Source organism: Agreia sp. Leaf244, from assembly GCF_001422695.1.
Taxonomy (GTDB): Bacteria; Actinomycetota; Actinomycetes; order Actinomycetales; family Microbacteriaceae; genus Agreia.
Genome location: NZ_LMLX01000001.1, coordinates 45,763 through 63,547, shown reverse-complemented (window position 1 = coordinate 63,547; position 17,785 = coordinate 45,763). Strand labels below are relative to the sequence as shown.

Annotated in this window: 16 protein-coding genes; 8 read left to right on the top strand and 8 right to left on the bottom strand. The window is 68.3% G+C overall.

Annotated elements, in window-relative coordinates; genetic code table 11:
* Window positions 1-17: 17 nt before the first annotated feature.
* Complete coding sequence (locus ASF06_RS00285; protein ID WP_055941921.1) at window positions 18-593, bottom strand: dihydrofolate reductase family protein; 576 nt, start codon at window positions 591-593, stop codon at window positions 18-20.
* A gap of 71 nt (window positions 594-664) precedes the next feature.
* Between ASF06_RS00285 and ASF06_RS00280 the strand changes: the two genes are divergently transcribed.
* Window positions 665-1,231, top strand: a complete 567-nt coding sequence (locus ASF06_RS00280) for a TetR/AcrR family transcriptional regulator (protein ID WP_055941918.1) — start codon at window positions 665-667, stop codon at window positions 1,229-1,231.
* 58 nt (window positions 1,232-1,289) lie between these two features.
* Here the strand turns inward: ASF06_RS00280 and ASF06_RS00275 are convergent, their stop codons facing one another.
* Together ASF06_RS00275 and ASF06_RS00270 are read right to left on the bottom strand one after the other, a co-directional pair.
* Complete coding sequence (locus tag ASF06_RS00275) at window positions 1,290-2,990, bottom strand: phospho-sugar mutase (protein WP_055941915.1); 1,701 nt, start codon at window positions 2,988-2,990, stop codon at window positions 1,290-1,292.
* Window positions 2,987-3,820, bottom strand: a complete 834-nt coding sequence (locus ASF06_RS00270) for a purine-nucleoside phosphorylase (protein WP_055941913.1) — start codon at window positions 3,818-3,820, stop codon at window positions 2,987-2,989. The genes ASF06_RS00275 and ASF06_RS00270 overlap by 4 nt, the downstream gene beginning before the upstream one ends.
* A 97-nt stretch (window positions 3,821-3,917) precedes the next feature.
* On the opposite strand from ASF06_RS00270, the gene ASF06_RS00265 reads away from it, so the two are divergent.
* A complete protein-coding gene (locus ASF06_RS00265) occupies window positions 3,918-5,354 on the top strand; it encodes an NAD(P)H-quinone dehydrogenase (protein ID WP_055943955.1) in 1,437 nt (478 codons plus the stop codon).
* 94 nt (window positions 5,355-5,448) lie between these two features.
* Here ASF06_RS00265 and ASF06_RS00260 read toward each other — a convergent pair whose 3' ends face one another.
* Both ASF06_RS00260 and ASF06_RS00255 read right to left on the bottom strand, forming a co-directional pair.
* The gene (locus ASF06_RS00260; protein ID WP_055941911.1) at window positions 5,449-7,221 is read right to left on the bottom strand and encodes an acetyl/propionyl/methylcrotonyl-CoA carboxylase subunit alpha; all 1,773 of its coding nucleotides are present in this window, start codon (window positions 7,219-7,221) and stop codon (window positions 5,449-5,451) included.
* Between the two features lie 159 nt (window positions 7,222-7,380).
* Window positions 7,381-8,016, bottom strand: a complete 636-nt coding sequence (locus ASF06_RS00255) for a Maf family protein (RefSeq protein WP_082500694.1) — start codon at window positions 8,014-8,016, stop codon at window positions 7,381-7,383.
* A 36-nt stretch (window positions 8,017-8,052) separates the two neighbouring features.
* Here ASF06_RS00255 and ASF06_RS00250 point away from each other — a divergent pair, with 36 nt between their 5' ends.
* From ASF06_RS00250 to ASF06_RS00235, 4 genes are all read left to right on the top strand, one after another.
* Window positions 8,053-9,339, top strand: a complete 1,287-nt coding sequence (locus ASF06_RS00250) for a class I SAM-dependent RNA methyltransferase (RefSeq protein ID WP_055941907.1) — start codon at window positions 8,053-8,055, stop codon at window positions 9,337-9,339.
* Window positions 9,340-9,400: 61 nt separating this feature from the next.
* Window positions 9,401-10,099 carry a response regulator transcription factor gene (locus tag ASF06_RS00245; RefSeq protein ID WP_055941904.1) on the top strand — a complete coding sequence of 233 codons (699 nt, stop codon included), beginning with the start codon at window positions 9,401-9,403 and terminating at the stop codon, window positions 10,097-10,099.
* 4 nt (window positions 10,100-10,103) lie between these two features.
* Window positions 10,104-11,426 carry a sensor histidine kinase gene (locus ASF06_RS00240; RefSeq protein WP_157439021.1) on the top strand — a complete coding sequence of 441 codons (1,323 nt, stop codon included), beginning with the start codon at window positions 10,104-10,106 and terminating at the stop codon, window positions 11,424-11,426.
* The gene (locus ASF06_RS00235; protein WP_055941898.1) at window positions 11,423-12,442 is read left to right on the top strand and encodes a hypothetical protein; all 1,020 of its coding nucleotides are present in this window, start codon (window positions 11,423-11,425) and stop codon (window positions 12,440-12,442) included. Before ASF06_RS00240 ends, ASF06_RS00235 begins: the two co-directional genes overlap by 4 nt.
* Window positions 12,443-12,720: 278 nt before the next feature.
* Here ASF06_RS00235 and ASF06_RS00230 read toward each other — a convergent pair whose 3' ends face one another.
* Both ASF06_RS00230 and ASF06_RS00225 read right to left on the bottom strand, forming a co-directional pair.
* On the bottom strand, window positions 12,721-12,963 hold the full coding sequence (locus tag ASF06_RS00230) for an acyl-CoA carboxylase subunit epsilon (protein ID WP_055941895.1): 243 nt from the start codon (window positions 12,961-12,963) through the stop codon (window positions 12,721-12,723).
* A 127-nt stretch (window positions 12,964-13,090) separates the two neighbouring features.
* Window positions 13,091-14,089, bottom strand: a complete 999-nt coding sequence (locus ASF06_RS00225; RefSeq protein ID WP_055941893.1) for a hypothetical protein — start codon at window positions 14,087-14,089, stop codon at window positions 13,091-13,093.
* Window positions 14,090-14,334: 245 nt separating this feature from the next.
* Here ASF06_RS00225 and ASF06_RS00220 point away from each other — a divergent pair, with 245 nt between their 5' ends.
* Complete coding sequence (locus ASF06_RS00220; RefSeq protein WP_055941890.1) at window positions 14,335-15,150, top strand: SDR family oxidoreductase; 816 nt, start codon at window positions 14,335-14,337, stop codon at window positions 15,148-15,150.
* Between the two features lie 68 nt (window positions 15,151-15,218).
* Here the strand turns inward: ASF06_RS00220 and ASF06_RS00215 are convergent, their stop codons facing one another.
* On the bottom strand, window positions 15,219-16,790 hold the full coding sequence (locus ASF06_RS00215; RefSeq protein WP_055923573.1) for an acyl-CoA carboxylase subunit beta: 1,572 nt from the start codon (window positions 16,788-16,790) through the stop codon (window positions 15,219-15,221).
* Between the two features lie 161 nt (window positions 16,791-16,951).
* Between ASF06_RS00215 and ASF06_RS00210 the strand changes: the two genes are divergently transcribed.
* The gene (locus ASF06_RS00210) at window positions 16,952-17,782 is read left to right on the top strand and encodes a biotin--[acetyl-CoA-carboxylase] ligase (RefSeq protein WP_055941887.1); all 831 of its coding nucleotides are present in this window, start codon (window positions 16,952-16,954) and stop codon (window positions 17,780-17,782) included.
* Window positions 17,783-17,785 lie beyond the last annotated feature (3 nt).

Sequence of the window (17,785 nt, the reverse complement as noted above, 5' to 3'; positions counted from 1 at the left end):
GGCGATGTCGCGAGAACTCACGCTCTGCCGCGTGAGGCGTACTCCTCGACTACGACACCCGACTCGAAGGAGCGGGTTCTGGTCAAGGCGTACGAGCGGGGTTGGGTGGTGGCATCGCCGAACAAGGGGGTGCCGGAGCCGAAGACGATGGGATTGCGTTTCAGGACGATGTAGTCGATCTCTGGCATGAGGGCGCCTGCGAGCTGGCCGCCACCGCACAGCCAGATATCCAGGCCCTCTTCCCGTTTCAGCTCGCGCACAGTGTCGAGGGGATCGTCGGTCAGGACGATCGCCGGATCGACGTCGCGTGCGTGGCGGCTTGCGACGATCTGACGCAGATGAGGGTATGGGCTGTTGATTCCAGCGTCGAGCGCCGGGGTCAGGGTGTTCCACCCCATGATGACCGTGTCGAATCGAGTCTTCGGCGGCTCGATTGCCAGAGCGGCGTGCACGTGCGCGGGCAGCGCATCCGCGTACTCGCCGAACACGACTGACGCGTGATCGCCTTCGATGAGGAATGCATCGAACCCGCCGGCCCGGTCGGCAATGTATCCGTCGATGCTGACGGCCACGTAGTAAATGAGTTTTCGCACAGGGTCTCCAATCACGACAACTGTCGTGGTTAAAGTACTACGGGAGTCGTGGTATGGCTAGCATCATCGATATGGCTCGCAATACAGAACGACGCTCCGCTCTCGCCGACGCCGGCATTCGCGTGCTGGCCGAGCAGGGGGCTCGCGGTCTCACGCATCGTGCCGTCGACGCTGTAGCCGGCACCCCGCGTGGCACCGCATCGAACTATTTCCCGTCCCGCGACGATCTCATCTCCGCATTGGTCGACCGCATCGGACAGCGACTCATGCCTGATCCCACGCGCATTTCGTCACGTGCCGCTCGGACTCCGGATCGTGACCTCTTCGCCGACTACCTGCGCGATGCCGTGCGGCGACTCAGTACTGACCCCCACGTGCCGCTCGCCCTCTTCGAACTGCGACTGGAAGCCGCCCGGCGTCCGGCCGTCGCCAAGGCTCTCGGGGCGTGGAGGCAGCGAGCATTCGAGGACGATGTCGCCTTCAACAATGAGTCCGGCCTGCCCGGGGGGCGAACCGAGATCGCGCTGTTCCACTACGCCATCGACGGACTGATGCTCGACAGTCTCACCGCACCGATTGATAGCGGACTCTCTGTCGACGCCGCCATAGACCGGTTGGTCGACCGCATTCTTCGGTGATCCCACTTCGCGCCGCACGTCATCAGTGCGTGCCCCAACAATCTGCTGGGCACAGCACTCAGTCCGCGATCAGCCCCCGCACGCCCTCCTCCAGACGCGAGAGGGCCGCAGTTGCAGCGGTCCGGCGCTCCTCGAGGGACCCGTCGCTCGACTGCGTGTCGAGGTAGACCTTCAGCTTGGGCTCCGTGCCGCTGGGGCGCACCATCACCCGCGATCCGTCGTCGAGGTGGATACGCAGCACGTCCGACGACGGAAGTGCGCCGCCGTCGCCCAGGAGGTCGTCGATCGATGACACCCGGATGCCGCCGATCTCGGCGGGCGGCTCGGCCCGCAGCCTCGCCATGACCCGGGTGATCTGCGACAGGTCCGTGACGCGCACCGACACTTGGCCTGACGCGAACTGACCGAACCGCATGCTGAAGGCATCGAGCTGGTCGTCGAGCGTCAAGCCTCGCGCCGCGAGCCCGCTGGCCAGATCGAGCAGGGCCACGGCTGCGGAGATGCCGTCCTTGTCACGAACGGTCGAGGGATTCACCAGATATCCGAGCGCCTCCTCGAACCCGAAGACGAGTCCGGGCGCCCGCGACACCCACTTGAAACCAGTGAGGGTCTCGGTGAACTCCAGGCCGTAGTCGGCGGCGACAGCGCGCAACGCCGGAGACGACACGATCGAGCAGGCGAGCGTGCCCGAGGCGGACTGCTCGTCGCGCGCCGAGGCATCGAGAAGCTCTGCGGCGCGCCAGCCGAGGAGCGCGCCGACCTCGTTGCCGGTGAGGGCGCGGAACTCCGCCGGCTGCGACGAATCGCGGATGGCGATGGCGAGCCGATCGGCGTCGGGGTCGTTCGCGATCACGAGATCTGCATCGACCTCGCGCGCCGTCTGGAACGCCAGGTCGAGCGCGCCCGGTTCCTCGGGATTGGGGAAGGAGACCGTGGGAAATGCGGAATCGGGCTCGATCTGCTGGCGCACCACCGTGGGCTCGTCGAAGCCCGCGGTCTGTAGCACAGACCGGAACGTCTGCCATCCCACGCCGTGCATCGCTGTGTAGACGACCTTCGGCTGCGCGGTCGGGCGGGACGCGAGAGACGCGGTCTGGGCCACGTAGGCCTCGACGACGGACTCGGGGGCGATCTCGTAGCGATCGGAGCGAGGCAACTCGAGTACGTGCGCTTCGGAGGCCACGCGCAGGATCTGGGCCGCGATCTCCGCATCCACCGGAGCGACGATCTGTGATCCCTCGTCTGCGCCACCCAGGTAGACCTTGTAGCCGTTGTCGTTCGGCGGATTGTGCGACGCGGTCACCATGACCCCGGCGCTCGCATCGAGGTGCCGTACGGCGAACGCCACGAGGGGTGTCGGCAGCAGGCGGGGCAGCAGGATGGCCCGGATGCCCGCGCCCGCCATGATCTCGGCCGTGTCGGTTGCGAAGACGGCCGAGTTCTTGCGCCCGTCGTATCCGATCACGATGCTGGGCTGCTCGCCATCGCCCGCCCGCGCGATCAAGAACGCGGCCAGGCCCGCTGCGGCCTGCGACACCAGCACCCGGTTCATGCGATTCGGCCCGGCCGCGATCTCGCCACGAAGCCCGGCAGTGCCGAACGCGAGGCGCGCGTCGAAACGATCGTGCAGCTCGGCGAGGGCCCCTGCATCCTGCGACTCGGCGGAGTCGATCAGCGCTGACAGCTCGGCACGCGTCTCGTCATCGGGATCCTGGGCGAGCCACGCGCGAGCCGCATCGAGCAGCTCGACGTCGGTCACAGCTCGCCCACGATGCGGGCGAGGAGCGAGCCGATCCTGCCCTCGGCGTTCTTTCCGGCCTCGATGACCTCTTCGTGGCTCAGCGGCGTCTTCTGGATGCCGGCGGCGAGGTTGGTGATCAACGACATGCCGAGGATCTCCATACCGGCCTGCCGGGCGGCGATGGCCTCGAGTGCCGTCGACATGCCCACGATGTGGCCGCCGATCGCCTTCGCCATCTGAACCTCGGCCGGGGTCTCGTAGTGCGGCCCGCGGAACTGCACGTAGACGCCTTCGTCGAGGTCGGCGTCGACCGTGCGCGCGATGTCGCGCAGCCGAGAGGAGTACAGATCGGTGAGGTCGATGAAAGTGGCGCCTTCGAGGGGCGAATCGGCCGTGAGGTTGATGTGGTCGCTGATGAGAACGGGGGTTCCCGGTGTCCAGGTCTCGCGGATGCCTCCGGCCCCGTTCGTGAGGATCATGGTCGTAGCACCCGTGGCGGCGGCGGTGCGCACACTGTGCACGACCCTGCGCACGCCGTGGTTCTCGTAGTAGTGGGTACGCGCACCGATGACCAGCGCATGCTTTCCGTTGGGCAGCCGGATCGAGCGGAGGGTGCCGCCGTGCCCGGGAACGGCCGAGGCCGAGAACCCGACGATCTCCGTCGCATCCACCGTGGCGATCGTCTCGCCGAGCAGGTCTGCGGCCTTGCCCCATCCGCTGCCCAGCGTGAGGGCGATGTCATGGCCGGCGACGCCCGTCTTCTCGGCGATCTGGGCGGCCGCCTCGCGGGCGATCTCGAACGGATCGGCGTCGGCGGAATCGAGGGGATTGGGTGTGGTGGTGAGCATTGAACCACCTTAGATTAACGCGGTGTTCACCGGCAGGCGGCGGATGCGCGGGGCGCGGGTTTGGCGGTCGCGTGCGCGACACGGGAGAATGGCCGTCATGGTCTATGAGTTCGAGCGCAAGCAGAGAATCGCCGTCCTCGGCGGCGGACCGGGCGGGTACGACGCCGCCATCGCGGGGGCCCAGCTGGGTGCCGACGTCACCCTCATCGAGCGTGTCGGAGTGGGCGGCTCGGCCGTGCTCACCGATGTCGTTCCGTCGAAGACCCTCATCGCCACGGCCGAGGCCACCAACGCCATCGGCGAAGCGGCCGACCTCGGCGTGCAATTCTTCACCCGCGGCGGCACCGGCAAGCCGGTCCGCCCCGAGATCGCGGTCAACCTGGCCGCCGTGAACAAGCGTCTGCTCGGCCTCGCCCGCCAGCAGTCCGAAGACATGAAGTCCAGCCTCATCCGCTCGGGCGTGCGCATCGTCACCGGCGAGGGACGCCTCGACGGCGCCAACTCGGTGATCGTGTCGACCTCGAAGGGAGAGGAGGGCACCGACTTCGACGAGATCGAGGCCGACACCATCGTCGTCTCGGTCGGAGCGAGCCCCCGCATCCTCGCCTCCGCCGTGCCGGACGGCGAGCGCATCTTCACCTGGACCCAGCTCTACACCCTCAAGACCGTCCCCGAACATCTCATCGTCGTCGGATCTGGTGTCACCGGCGCGGAGTTCGCCTCCGCCTACACGGCCCTCGGCTCCAAGGTCACGCTCATCTCGAGTCGCGACCAGGTTCTGCCGGGCGAAGACGCCGACGCCGCGGCCGTCATCGAGAACGTCTTCAAGCGCAACGGCATGACGGTTCTCTCGAAGTCGCGCGCCGACTCGGTCATGCGCACCGACAAGGGCGTCGTCGCCACCCTCGCAGACGGCCGAACAGTCGAGGGCAGCCACTGCCTCATGGCCGTCGGATCCATTCCGAACACCGAGGGCATCGGGCTGGCCGAAGCCGGCGTGCAGCTCACCGAGTCCGGGCACATCCGCGTCAACAGGGTCGCCCGCACGTCGATGCCGTCGATCTACGCGGCCGGCGACTGCACGACCTTCCTACCCCTCGCATCCGTCGCCTCGATGCAGGGCCGCACGGCCGTGTTCCACGCCATGGGCGACGCGGTCAACCCGACCGAGCTGCGCAACGTGTCGTCGAATATCTTCACCCAGCCCCAGATCGCCACGGTCGGCTGGACACAGCGCCAGATCGAAGAGGGCATAGCCCAGGGCGACATCTACAAGCTGCCCCTCTCGGAGAATCCTCGCGCCAAGATGATGGGCATCAAGGAGGGCTTCGTGAAGCTCTTCGCCCGCACGGGTTCGGGAACCGTCATCGGCGGAGTCGTCGTGGCCCCCAACGCTTCGGAGCTCATCTTTCCGATCGCCCTGGCCGTGGAGCACCGGCTCACGGTCGACGCGGTCTCCCGCGCCTTCAGCGTGTACCCGTCGCTGTCGGGCAGCATTTCGGATGCGGCCCGCGCGATGCACATCGTTCTGTAGCGCTGGTTCCGTTCCCTGAGCTTTGCCTGCGGGCCCCGATAAAGGTGGCCCTTCGACAAGCTCAGGGAACGGCGGGCTCAGGGAACGGGAGCGCCTAGTCGGTGATCGCGAGCAGAACCGTGCCCGACGACACGGTGGCGCCCACGGCCGCGGAGATCGCGCCGATGGTTCCGTCTTTGTGGGCGGTGATGGGCTGCTCCATCTTCATGGCCTCGAGCACCAGCACGAGGTCGCCTTTGACGACGGTGTCGCCCTCGGCGACGGCGATCTTCACGATGGTGGCCTGCATGGGCGCCTTGACCGAGTCGCCCGTGGCCGTCGAGAAACCGGATGCGGCGCCGCGGCGTTTCGGAGCGGAGCCGGAGGTCGCGGAACGGCCAGGCGACGAGCCGCCGCCGAAGTGCGCGGGCAGGGCGACGGAGACGCGCTTGCCGTCGACCTCGAGCACCACGGTGGTGCGCTCGGCGGCGGGGGCGGTCTCTTCGATCTCGCCCGACCAGGGCTCGATGTCGTTGACGTACTCGGTCTCGATCCAGCGCGTGAAGATGCTGAAGGGCTGTCCGTCGGCCGGAGCGAAGGCGGGGTCGCGCACGATGGACCGGTGGAACGGCAGGACCGTCGGAAGCCCGAGAACCTCGAACTCGTCGAGGGCGCGGCGCGAGCGCTCGAGCGCGTCTTCGCGTGAGCTGCCGGTGACGATGAGCTTGGCGAGCAGCGAGTCGAACGAGCCCGAGATCACGTCGCCCGCCCGGATTCCCGTGTCGATGCGCACGCCCGGTCCGCCCGGGGCGTTGAACGTGTGGATCGGGCCGGGGCTCGGAAGGAATCCGCGCCCGGCGTCTTCGCCGTTGATGCGGAACTCGAAGGAGTGACCGTGGGGAATTGGGTCGTCATAGTCGAGCACGCCGCCCTCGGCCAGGCGGAACTGCTCCCGCACCAGGTCGATGCCGGTGACCTCTTCAGACACGGGGTGCTCGACCTGCAGGCGGGTGTTGACCTCGAGGAACGACACCGTTCCGTCGGCCGCGACGAGGAACTCGCAGGTGCCGGCGCCGACGTAGCCGACCTCCTTGAGAATGGCTTTGGATGCGCGATACAGCTCGGCGTTCTGGGCGTCGGTCAGGAACGGGGCCGGGGCCTCCTCGACGAGCTTCTGGTGGCGGCGCTGCAGCGAGCAGTCGCGGGTGGAGACCACGACGACGTTGCCGTGCGCGTCTGCGAGGCACTGGGTCTCGACGTGGCGCGGCTTGTCGAGGTACTTCTCGACGAAGCACTCGCCCCGGCCGAAAGCGGTGATCGCCTCGCGGGTGGCCGATTCGAACTGTTCGACGATCTCGTCTTCGGTGTATGCGATCTTGAGTCCGCGTCCGCCGCCGCCGAAGGCCGCCTTGATGGCCACGGGGAGGCCGTGCTCCGCGACGAAGGCCAGAACTTCGTCGGCCCCGTTCACCGGGTCGATGGTGCCGGGGGCTAGCGGCGCGCCGACCTTCTCGGCCACGTGACGGGCGGTGACCTTGTCTCCGAGCTTCTCGATGGCGGCCGGTGACGGGCCGATCCAGGTGAGCCCGGCATCGATGACGGCCTGCGCGAACTCGGCGTTCTCGGCGAGGAATCCATACCCCGGGTGAACGGCGTCGGCGCCGCTTCTGCGGGCGATCGAGAGGATCTTGGGAATGACGAGATAGGTCTCGGCACTGGTCGTGCCCTCGAGCGCATACGCCTCGTCGGCGAGCTGCGCGTGAAGGGCGTCTCGGTCTTGATCTGCGTAGATGGCGACCGATCCGATTCCGGAGTCTTTGGCGGCCCGGATGACCCGGACTGCGATCTCGCCTCTGTTGGCTATGAGTACCTTGGTGATGCGCGGCATAATCCACCCAGCCTATTGGGCCGAGGGCGTGCTCCTTTGGCAGGCGCGAACAAAAAAGCGGCCGAGTCCCTGTGGGAACCTCCACTCTCGCCGTTCCCCGAGCCTGTCGAAGGGAACCGCGCCGAGCCTTCCCTTCGACGAGCTCAGGGAACGGATCGCTTACGCCCGCAGCGACATCCAGTCGATGTCGAGCTCGGCGAGCATGGTGCGCAGCGTCGGCAACGACATGCCGATCACGGTCGAGGGCGCACCGGTGACCGAGCGGATGAACGGCGCGGCGAGTCCGTCGACCGTGAAGGCGCCCGCGACCTGGAGAGGCTCTCCGCTGGCGACGTATGCGTCGATCTCGGAGTCGCTGATGTCCGAGGCGAACTCCACGGAGGCGTGCGCCGTCGCCCCGAGGGCCCGGGCGGCCTGGCCGTTCTTCACCTCGATGATCCAGTGCCCCGAGTGCAGGGTTCCCGTCTTGCCGCGCTGCTCGAGCCACCGCTCGCGCGCGATCTGCGGCTCGTGCGGTTTGCCGTAGATGACGCCGCCGAGTTCGAAGGCCGAATCGCCCCCGAGGATCACACCGTCGATCTCCTCGCCATCCGGTCGCTGCCCGAGAATCGCCTCGGCCTTCAGCCGGGCCAGCAGTGTGACCATCGCCGAGGCATCCAATTCGCCGTTGGAGTCGGTCGCGAGGCGCACGGCGGCCTCCTCGTCGACGTTCGACGGCACGACGACCGGCTCGATTCCGACCTGCCTGAGCAGGGCGAGGCGTGCCGGCGAGGTGGATGCGAGGTAGAGGCGCACGAGGAGCACCGCCCTTTCGTGTGGGATGCTCGAAGCATGGCTGACGCGCAGGGAACACAGGTCGAGCTGGAGATTACCAACGTAGCCCACGGAGGAATCTCGGTCGCACGACTCGACGGCCGCGTGGTGTTCGTCACGGACTCTCTTCCCGGCGAGCGCGTGCTGGCCCGCATCACCGACGACGAGCACGCCTCGTTCTGGCGCGCGGAGACGGTGCGCGTGCTCGAGGCGTCGCCGCACCGGGTGCCGCATGTCTGGCAGGCCGCGTCGATCGATCGCGATCCCGACGACAGGGCCGGCGGTGCCGAATTCGGGCACATCGACCTCGCCTGGCAGCGCGAGCTGAAGCGCCAGGTCATCGTCGACTCGCTCAAGCGCTTCGCGGGTCTCGAGCGCGACGTGGAGGTCGAGGCGGTCGACGGCGACGAGGAGCGGGGCGGCCTCGGCTGGCGAACGCGCGTGCGACTGCACGTGGATGCCGATGGTCGCGTCGGACCCTTCGCCGCGCGCTCGCATCGGGTCATCTCCGTCGACGACCTGCCGCTGGCGACGCCCGCCCTCGAGAACGAGGCCCCGCTCGGCGATCGAATCGACGGGTCGGACTTTCCCGCCGGCGGCTGGATCGACCTCGTTGCGCCCTCGCAGGGCGCGCCCCGGTTCGTCACGTCGAGCGAGACGCCCGAGAAGTCTCGCGGTTCTCGCACGGCCGCACGACGCGGCCGCAGCATCACCGAGGTCGTCGACGGTCGCGAGTTCCGCCTCGACGAGCAGGGGTTCTGGCAGGTGCACCGCGGTGCCGCCTCGACGCTGTCGCGCGCGATCCGCAGCGAGGTGCTCGACGAGCGTCTCGACGCGAGCGCGTTCAACCTCGACCTCTATGGCGGCGTCGGGCTTCTCGCCGCGGCGCTGGGGGAGAAGGTGGGCGCGGGCCTGCGCATCACGAGCGTCGAGGGCAACGAGTTGGCCACCGACTACGCCTCCGAGAACCTCAGCGAGTGGATCGGCGCCAACGCCGAGACGAACCGGGTCGACAGGTACCTGCGCCAGCTCGAGAAGACGGCGCAGGCGGCCGAGCGGGAGCGACTGTCGCGGGCCACGGTCATCCTCGACCCGCCCCGCGCCGGCGCCGGCAAGCAGGTCGTCAACTCCCTGATGGCCCTCGACGTGGCCCAGGTCGTCTACGTGGCGTGCGACCCCGTCGCCTTCGCCCGCGACGCCGGCCAGTTCGAGCGCGGCGGCTACCACCTGCGCTCGCTCCGCGCCTTCGATCTCTTCCCCCACACCCACCACGTCGAATCGGTGGCGGTGCTCACGAAGGACTGACGCTCCGAGGCCGGCCGGCCCCTTTCCGTTACGATCAGAACCACCCGCAGGGAAGGTCGCCATGTTTCCCCCAGATCCCGCAGCTCCGGCAGATCGATCCACCGCCACGCCCGTGCGCGTCGCGATCGTCGACGACCACGAGTCGGTGCTCCTGGGTCTGAAGGCGGCGTGTCTCGAGGCCGGATACGAGGTCGTCGCGGTCGGGCTCACCGTTCCGGACCTCATCCGGGCGTTGGGCAGCAGGCCGTCCGATGTCGTGGTTCTCGACCTCAGTATCGGTGACGGGCTGAGCATCACCCACAACGTCGAGGCCGCGCTCAAGACCGGGGCGTCGGTGCTGGTGCACAGCATCGCCGACCGCACCGCGAGCGTCCGCGAGGCCCTGGCTGCGGGCGCGGCAGGGGTCATCCCCAAGTCCGCAGCGACGAGCACCGTGATAGCCGCGATCGCGACGGTCGCCGGCGGCGGTGTGCTGAACAACCTCGAATGGGCGAGTGCGATCGACGCCGACGCCGAGTTCTCGCGGGCACGGCTCACCGCGAGGGAGCGCGACGTTCTCCACCTCTATGCCGCAGGACTGCCGCTCAAGCTCGTCGCCGTGCAGCTGGGCATCGCGACCCCGACGGCCCGCGAGTATCTCGACCGGGTGCGTGCGAAGTACGTTCAGGTCGGCCGTCCGGCGCCGACGAAGGTCGACCTTTTGAAGCGAGCCGTCGAAGACGGCATCCTGGCTCTCGGCGAGACCCCCGGCGGCAGGTGACGACGTGTCCGCATCGGTAGGGCCGGGTCAGACCCGCCCCAGAACATCATTCGGACCGCCGGGCGTTCTGAACCGCATGCGCGGCTCCATCTCGAGATCGCGCATCGAGACGGTGGCGAGCCGGGTCACGGGCATCTTCGGATTCGTGTTCGCGCTGCAATCCCTGCCCGCGGTCATCGCCGCGCAGAGCTACGTCGGGCCCGCCTGGGCCGTGGCCCTTCCCGTGGTCGTCTTCGCCGGCATCCTCGGGGTGGTCGTGACCAGCATTATCGGTCGGGGAGTGGCCGTCGCCGGCGGAGTGGCGGCCGGCGTGTTCGTTCTGTCGCTCGTACTCTGGCCCGCGGCGGTGCTGCAGCCGAACGAGGTGGCTCCTTCGGAGCCCTGGCTCTGGTACATCATGGTGGTCTCCATGGCGTGCGCCGTGGTGTCGTTCAACATGTGGCTCGCAGGCTGCTACATCGTGGCGGTCTCCCTCATCTACGCGGTCCTGCGCTCCCTCCCCTCCGGAGGCGAGGCGGGCGCCGGTCTCGCTGCCCTCGACGCCCTGTACGTCTTCATCCTCGGCGCGGTCAACCTCGTTCTGGTCACGACCCTGCGCAGGGCCGCCGATCGGGTCGACAGGGCGCAGCAGGCCGCGATGCTGCGCTATTCGGTCGCCGTCAAGCAGGATGCGATGGAGGCGGAGCGCCTGCACGTCGACGCCCTGGTGCACGACCGGGTGCTCACGACCCTGCTGTCGGCAGCCAAGAGTTCGAGCGCCATGGAACGGGACCTGGTGGTCGGGATGGCGCGAGACGCGCTGCGGGCGCTCCACTCCTCGGGCGAAGCGGGCGACCCCGGCTTCGAGGTGCCCTTGGGCGAGCTGGCGGAGCGCCTCGCGAATGCGGCTCGCGTTCTCTCACCGGGCTTCGACTACGCCCAGCAGTCCATAACGGGGCAGTCGGTACCGAGCGATGTCGCGGAGGCGGTCTTCTCGGCCGCCGTGCAGGCGATGGTGAACAGCCTGCAGCACGCAGACGGCGCCGAGGCCGCATCTGTGCCGGTGTCGATCGAGCGCACGGTCTCACTGCATCCGCTGCAGGGAGAGGGGTTCACCGTGCAGGTCTCTGACACGGGCGTGGGTTTCGATCCGGCCGCCGTGCCCCAGGAGAGGCTGGGGCTCCGGGTGAGCATCCGCGAGCGGGTCGCCACGGTCGGCGGCGCGGTTCAGGTGCAATCGGTTCCCGGAGGCGGCGCCTCGATCGTGATCGTATGGCCCGACCCGAACCGTGAGACGACGGCTGAGCATGTGCGCCGCTCGTTCGACCTGCGTGCGGAGGGCACATGATCTCCTCACCTCGGCTCCTCCTCATCGGGCTCGCGGCCCTGTTCTCCGCGTACCACCTCGTGCTCGCGCTCTCCTCCCTCTCCGTTCCCCGCGAGCCGGGTCCGGTCATCGTCGCCATGATCCTCTACGCGGCGGTCACCGTCATCAGCCTGTGGGCGCCGACGGTTGCTCCGATGCCCGGCTGGAACGCCGCCCTCAACGTGGCCGTCGGCTTCGTGATCACCATGCTGGTGCTCTCGCAACTCGACCCGCAGGCGGCGAACGGCTACGCAACCTGGTTCGTGGCCGCCATCTTCACCCTGCTCGTCATCACCGTGGTGCGCGGGCAGCCGATCTTCGCGTGGATCGGCGTCGGCGTCACCGTGCTCTCGGTCGCGGCCTGGAGCACGCCCCTGGCGCTGACCACCACCGGTGTCATCGGCGGTGCGCTCTGGGTCGCCATCGCGCACGCCCTCTCGGTCGCGCTCGTGCGGGCCGACCAGGATGCGGCCCAGTATGCGCGCGCAGGCATCAAGGCGGCCGAGTGGCAGGCCAACCAGGAGGCGCTCCTCTTCGAGCGCAGGCGTCGTCTCGAGCAGATGGACAAGCTCGCCGCCCCGATGCTGCGCCGCATCGTCGCCTCGGGCGGAGAGCTGAGCGAGCAGGAGCGGCGGGAGTGCCTTCATCTCGAGGCCGCGATCCGCGACGAGATCCGCGGCAGGCTGCTGCTCACCGATGAGGTGCGCGCCGAGGTGATGGCCGCCCGACGCCGGGGAGTGCATGTGACGATGCTCGACGACGGGGGCCTCGACGCACTCTCGGAGACCGACAGGCTCACGACGCTCGCCGAACTCGTCGACCTGGTCGACGGCATTGAGGCCGATCGGCTGATCATCCGCACGGGAACCGAGGGGTCGGGCACCGCGGTCTCCGTCGTCGGGCTGAAGGACACGGGCGGCGACGGAACGGCAGCGGCGCTCGGAGACGACGACGGCGGAGACGAAGTCACCCTGTGGCACGAGATCCGTCGACCCTGACGGCCTGACGGCCTGACGGTTGCGCGAGCGACTCGGGTCGCGGAGGTTCACTCGGCAGACGCAGAAGTGGGGCCGACGGTACTCCATCGGCCCCACAGCTACGAATCCGAGTCAGAGCACTAACCCGAATAGTGCCCTGACTCGCCCCCAGTTCATGCCCGCTTACCCTAGATGGCGATGAACTGGCGATGCTCATCCCGAGGGAGAACACCTAGCAGAGCCATCATGACGCGACGGGCCCACGGGGCACCAGTCGGCATAAATGAGGACACGCGTCGCTACCCTGCGCGACGCCACTCTCCGGGCCCGGGGTGGATGGGCGTGCGCAGGTCGCGGCGCGACTTCTGCCAGCCGCTCGCCGGCGCTGCGGTCGCCGCGGGCGACGCGTCGCCCGCGTTCGCCAGCGCCGCCTGAAGCACGGCCGTCACGGCGGCGATCTCCTCGGCCTCGAGGTTCGGCGTGGTGATGGTGAAGTCGATCGGCTCGGGATCGGCGGCGTGGCGGGGTGTCGATGCAGTCACGCCCTCGAGGCTACAGGAGGACCCCGAACAGGGGGAGGGCGCGCTGCCGTGGACCGGGCGCCTGGCACCGGGCACCGAGCGCGCCTCTAGCGGGCGAACGCGCCGGCGGCGAAGGCGCGTTCGCCCGCTAACGGCGCGCTCGGCCTCCTTTCTCGTCCTCCAAGGGGCGGATGCGGAAGGCTTCGGGGTGGTTCGGCGGGAGCTGCGGCACTCCCATCTCGAGAAGTCGCTGTGTCAGACGCCGCGGCGAGACCGCAATCGACCAGTCCCATCGACCGAATCCGTCGCTCTGCAGCCGCAGCCAGTCCTCGCGCTGCTTCTCATCCCACAGGGCCTGCTCGGGGCTTCGGCCCCGAAGGAAGCGGGGATCTTCGAACTTGGATCGGCCGTCGACCTCTCCGATCGTTCTGACTCCGCGAAACCAGTGGTCGACGAAGGCGTGCTCGCCATTCGGGCCCCAGAACTCCTTCTGCAGTTCCGGCTCAGGGAATCTGCAGCGGGCCATCGTGACTCGACTCGCCGACTCCGCGACGGACTCCGCCAGGGGCGTCGAGAAGTCGACGACGCGGGCCGCCCGGGCCGACCCCCGGAATCGGCCCATTGTCTGCAGCAGCGTGGCGAGCTCGCCGCGAGTGGTCAGCTCGGTGTGCAGCGCGAAGTCTGCGGTTGCCACAGCGGTCATGAACGGTGCCACAGCGGCCAGGTCGATGACCGTTCTAGCGGCCCCGGTCACGTGGAGGCCGTCGATCGTCGTTATGCCGGCATGCTCGAATCCGACGGCGTGACGTCGAATTCGAGCATGAGACCTGCCGCCTGCCGCCTTCTCGGTGAGCAGGTGAACCTCGGCAGGCCAGGCGCCGATGATCGGCAGGCGCCAGAGCGCTGCTGCCGAGTAGCCCTGGAGAACCACGTCGGACCGTCGACCCTGGCCGATGCCGAAGACACGAGCTCGATAGCGCTCCTCCGAGTTCCAGCGGCTCCAGTCCTGCTCGGTCGCGTAGACGCCGTGATGAACGCGCCTGAGCTCGCCGCGCGTGGCCCTACGGCGCAGCGCCGAATCGTCTCCGATGAGGAGAGTGCGGTCGCGGACGAAGAGGAGTCGGTCCTCTGGATTGTTTGGTTGCATCGCAGCAGACTGGCGCGCTGACGCGACGATTCATGTGCTCGGCGGCTGCGGTGTGCACGAGCAACGTCTTCCTCACGCGGGGGAGGAGAGGCTCCCGGGGAGCGGCGTGCGGTCGAGCGCGCCTCAAGCGGGGCGAGCGCGCCGGCGGCGACGGCGCTCTCGCCCGCTATGGGCGCGCTCGGCTTCACAGGCAGATCGCGTCAAGCCCTCCCGTGCTGACGACGGATCGCCGTAGCGTCGAATGCATGAGTACTTCGAACTTCTCGCCCCGCCGCGCCATCGTCACCGGATCGAACTCGGGAATCGGCAGGGCCACGGCCCTGGCGCTCGCGGAGGCGGGCATGGATGTCGGCATCACCTTCCATTCGGATTCGGACGGCGCCGAGGAGACGGCCGCCATGGTGCGCGCGCTCGGACGCGACGCGCACATCGCCCAGCTCGATACCGGCGACCTCGACTCCGTGCCCGGAACGATCTCCTCGCTCATCGAGAAGCTGGGAGGCATCGACGTCTTCGTCAACAACGCCGGGGTCATGGATGTCGCACCGTTCCTCGAGATGGAGCTGGAGACCTGGCGGCACACGATCGCCGCCGACCTCGACGGCGCGTTCCTCTGCATCCAGACCGCCGCGAAGACGATGGTCGAGCAGGGAACCGGCGGGCGCATCATCGGAGTCACCAGCGTGCACGAACACCAGCCTCGTGTCGGCTCCAGCGCCTACGACGCCGCGAAGCACGGGTTCGGCGGCCTGCTGAAGACGGCCGCGCTCGAGCTCGGACAGCACAACATCACGGTCAACGCGGTGGCACCGGGCGAGATCGCCACGCCGATGAACGACATGACCGACGAGGACGCGTTTCAGACCCACCGGCCCGGCATCCCGCTGGGGCGCTCGGGAATTGCGGGAGAGATCGCCGCCGTCATCGGCTTTCTTGCCTCACCCGCGTCGAGCTACGTCACCGGTGCGTCATGGGCCGTCGATGGCGGGATGCTGCAGATGGGTCCGCAGGGCGGGTCGCACATCACGACGGACGACTGGCGGGGCGCCGCCACGGAGTAGCGGTCGTCGCTGCCCGAGCCCGTCGTTCCCTGAGCTTGTCCTTCGGCAGGCTCAGGGAGCCGTGACGGCTACAGCGGGATGTTGCCGTGCTTCTTCGTCGGCAGGCTCGCCCGCTTGGTGCGGAGCGCCCGAAGCGCCTTCACCACGGCGACGCGGGTGGCCGCAGGTTCGATCACGCCGTCGAGCTCGCCGCGCTCGGCCGCCAGGAACGGCGACGCCACGTTGTAGGTGTACTCGTTGGCAAGTCTCGTGCGCACGGCTGCCACGTCTTCGCCGGCCTCCTCGGCACGCTTGATCTCGCCGCGGTACAGGATGTTGACCGCGCCCTGTCCGCCCATGACGGCGATCTCGGCCGTCGGCCACGCGAGGTTGATATCCGCTCCGAGCTGCTTGGAGCCCATCACGATGTAGGCGCCGCCGTACGCCTTGCGAGTGATGACGGTGATGAGGGGAACGGTGGCCTCGGCGTAGGCGTAGAGCAGCTTGGCGCCGCGGCGGATGACGCCCGTCCACTCCTGGTCGGTTCCGGGAAGGTACCCGGGAACATCGACGAGGGTGAGGATCGGGATGGAGAACGCGTCGCAGAAGCGTACGAAGCGGGCGGCCTTCTCGCCGGCCTCGATGTTCAGTGTTCCGGCCATCGCGTTGGGCTGGTTCGCCACGATTCCCACGGAACGGCCCTCGACCCGGGCGAAGCCCACGACGATGTTGGGTGCGTACAGCGGCTGGGTCTCGAGGAACTCGCCGTTGTCGACGATGTGCTCGATCACGGTGTGCACGTCGTAGGGCTGGTTGGGCGAGTCGGGGATGAGCGTGTTGAGCCGACGGTCGGCGTCGGTGATCTCGAGGTCGACCTCGCTGTCGTAGACGGGCGGGTCGGAGAGGTTGTTGTCGGGCAGGTAGCTGATGAGGCCGCGTGCGAAGTCGAGCGCGTCCTCCTCGTCGCTCGCCAGGTAGTGCGAGACGCCCGACACGGTGTTGTGGGTGAGCGCACCGCCGAGCTCCTCCATTCCCACGTCTTCGCCGGTGACCGTCTTGATCACGTCGGGGCCGGTCACGAACATCTGGCTGGTCTTGTCGACCATGATCACGAAGTCGGTGAGGGCGGGGGAGTACACGGCGCCGCCGGCTGCTGGGCCCATGATGATCGAGATCTGCGGAATCACACCGGAGGCCTGGGTGTTGCGGCGGAAGATCTCGCCGTACTTGCCGAGGGCGACGACGCCCTCCTGAATACGGGCTCCACCGGAGTCGAGCATGCCGATGATCGGCACGCCGGTCTTCAGGGCGAGGTCCATGACCTTGATGATCTTCTCGCCCGCGACCTCGCCGAGCGAGCCGCCGAAGATCGTGAAGTCCTGCGAGTAGACGGCGACCTGGCGCCCGTGGATGGTGCCCGTGCCGGTGACGACCGCGTCGCCGTAGGGGCGGGACTTCTCCATGCCGAATGCCACGGTGCGGTGGCGCACGAACTCGTCGATCTCGACGAACGAGCCCGCATCGAGCAGCTCTTCTATGCGCTCGCGCGCGGTCTTCTTGCCCCTGGCGTGCTGCTTCGCGATCGCGGCCTCACCGCTCGCGGTCACGGCCTCGTGGTACCTGTTCTTCAGGTCGACCAGTTTGCCCGCCGTGGTGTACATGTCCGGCGCCTGTGCAGTTACGTCTTCGCTCACCGGTTCACTCTACCGGCCAGCCATCGCCGCCAACCGTTGGTTGATTGCTACAAAATTGCCGCGCATCCATTGGTTCTCGCCCGTGGGTCCTGCCGGATCGCCGCGACGCTGCGCCTAGGGTGATGCCTATGAAACTGCCCCTCAGTTCCGCTGTCGCCGAGCGCCTCGAGTGGCTTCCGCGAGCGGGGTCCACGAACGATGTGTTGCGCGAGCATGCGACGGGCCCGGATGCCTCGGGCTGGCCCGATCTGTCGGTGGTCGCAACCGACACCCAGACGCAGGGCCGTGGGCGCCTCGGGCGAACGTGGACCGCGCCGGCCCGCAAGTGCCTCGCCGTCTCGGTTCTGCTACGACAGCCGATCGGCGACGGGTCGACTCTGCCGCCCGACAGCCTGGGCTGGTTGCCGCTCATGGCCGGTGCCGCGATGACCAAGGTCGTACGCTCCCTCATCGAGGGAGAGGTGGGCCACGCGACCCGCGTGCACCACCACCCCGTCGCGTCGCTCAAGTGGCCCAACGACGTTCTCATCGACGGCGCGAAGGTCAGCGGAATCCTCAGCGAGCTGATCCCTGAGACCGGAGTCATCGTCGGCGCCGGCCTCAACATCTCTTTGGACGAGAACGATCTCCCGGTTCCGACGGCCACCTCCCTTCTCATCGCCGGGGTGAGTCACGCATCGCTCGACGCTGCGCTCGCGGGCTACCTGATCAACCTCTCCCGCCTGTACCGCGACTTCGTGCGCTTCGAGGGAGACGCGCTGCGGAGCGGGCTGCACGCCCAGGTCACGGCTCTCTGCAGCACGCTCGGTTCGCCCGTGCTGGCCGAGCTGCCCGACGGCGAGGTGGTGTCGGGCATCGCGCGCGAGATCGACGAGCTGGGCCGCATCGGTATCGATCGGGACTCGGATGGCTGGAGAGTCGTCGTGGCCGCAGGGGATATCACCCACCTGAAGGTTTAATAG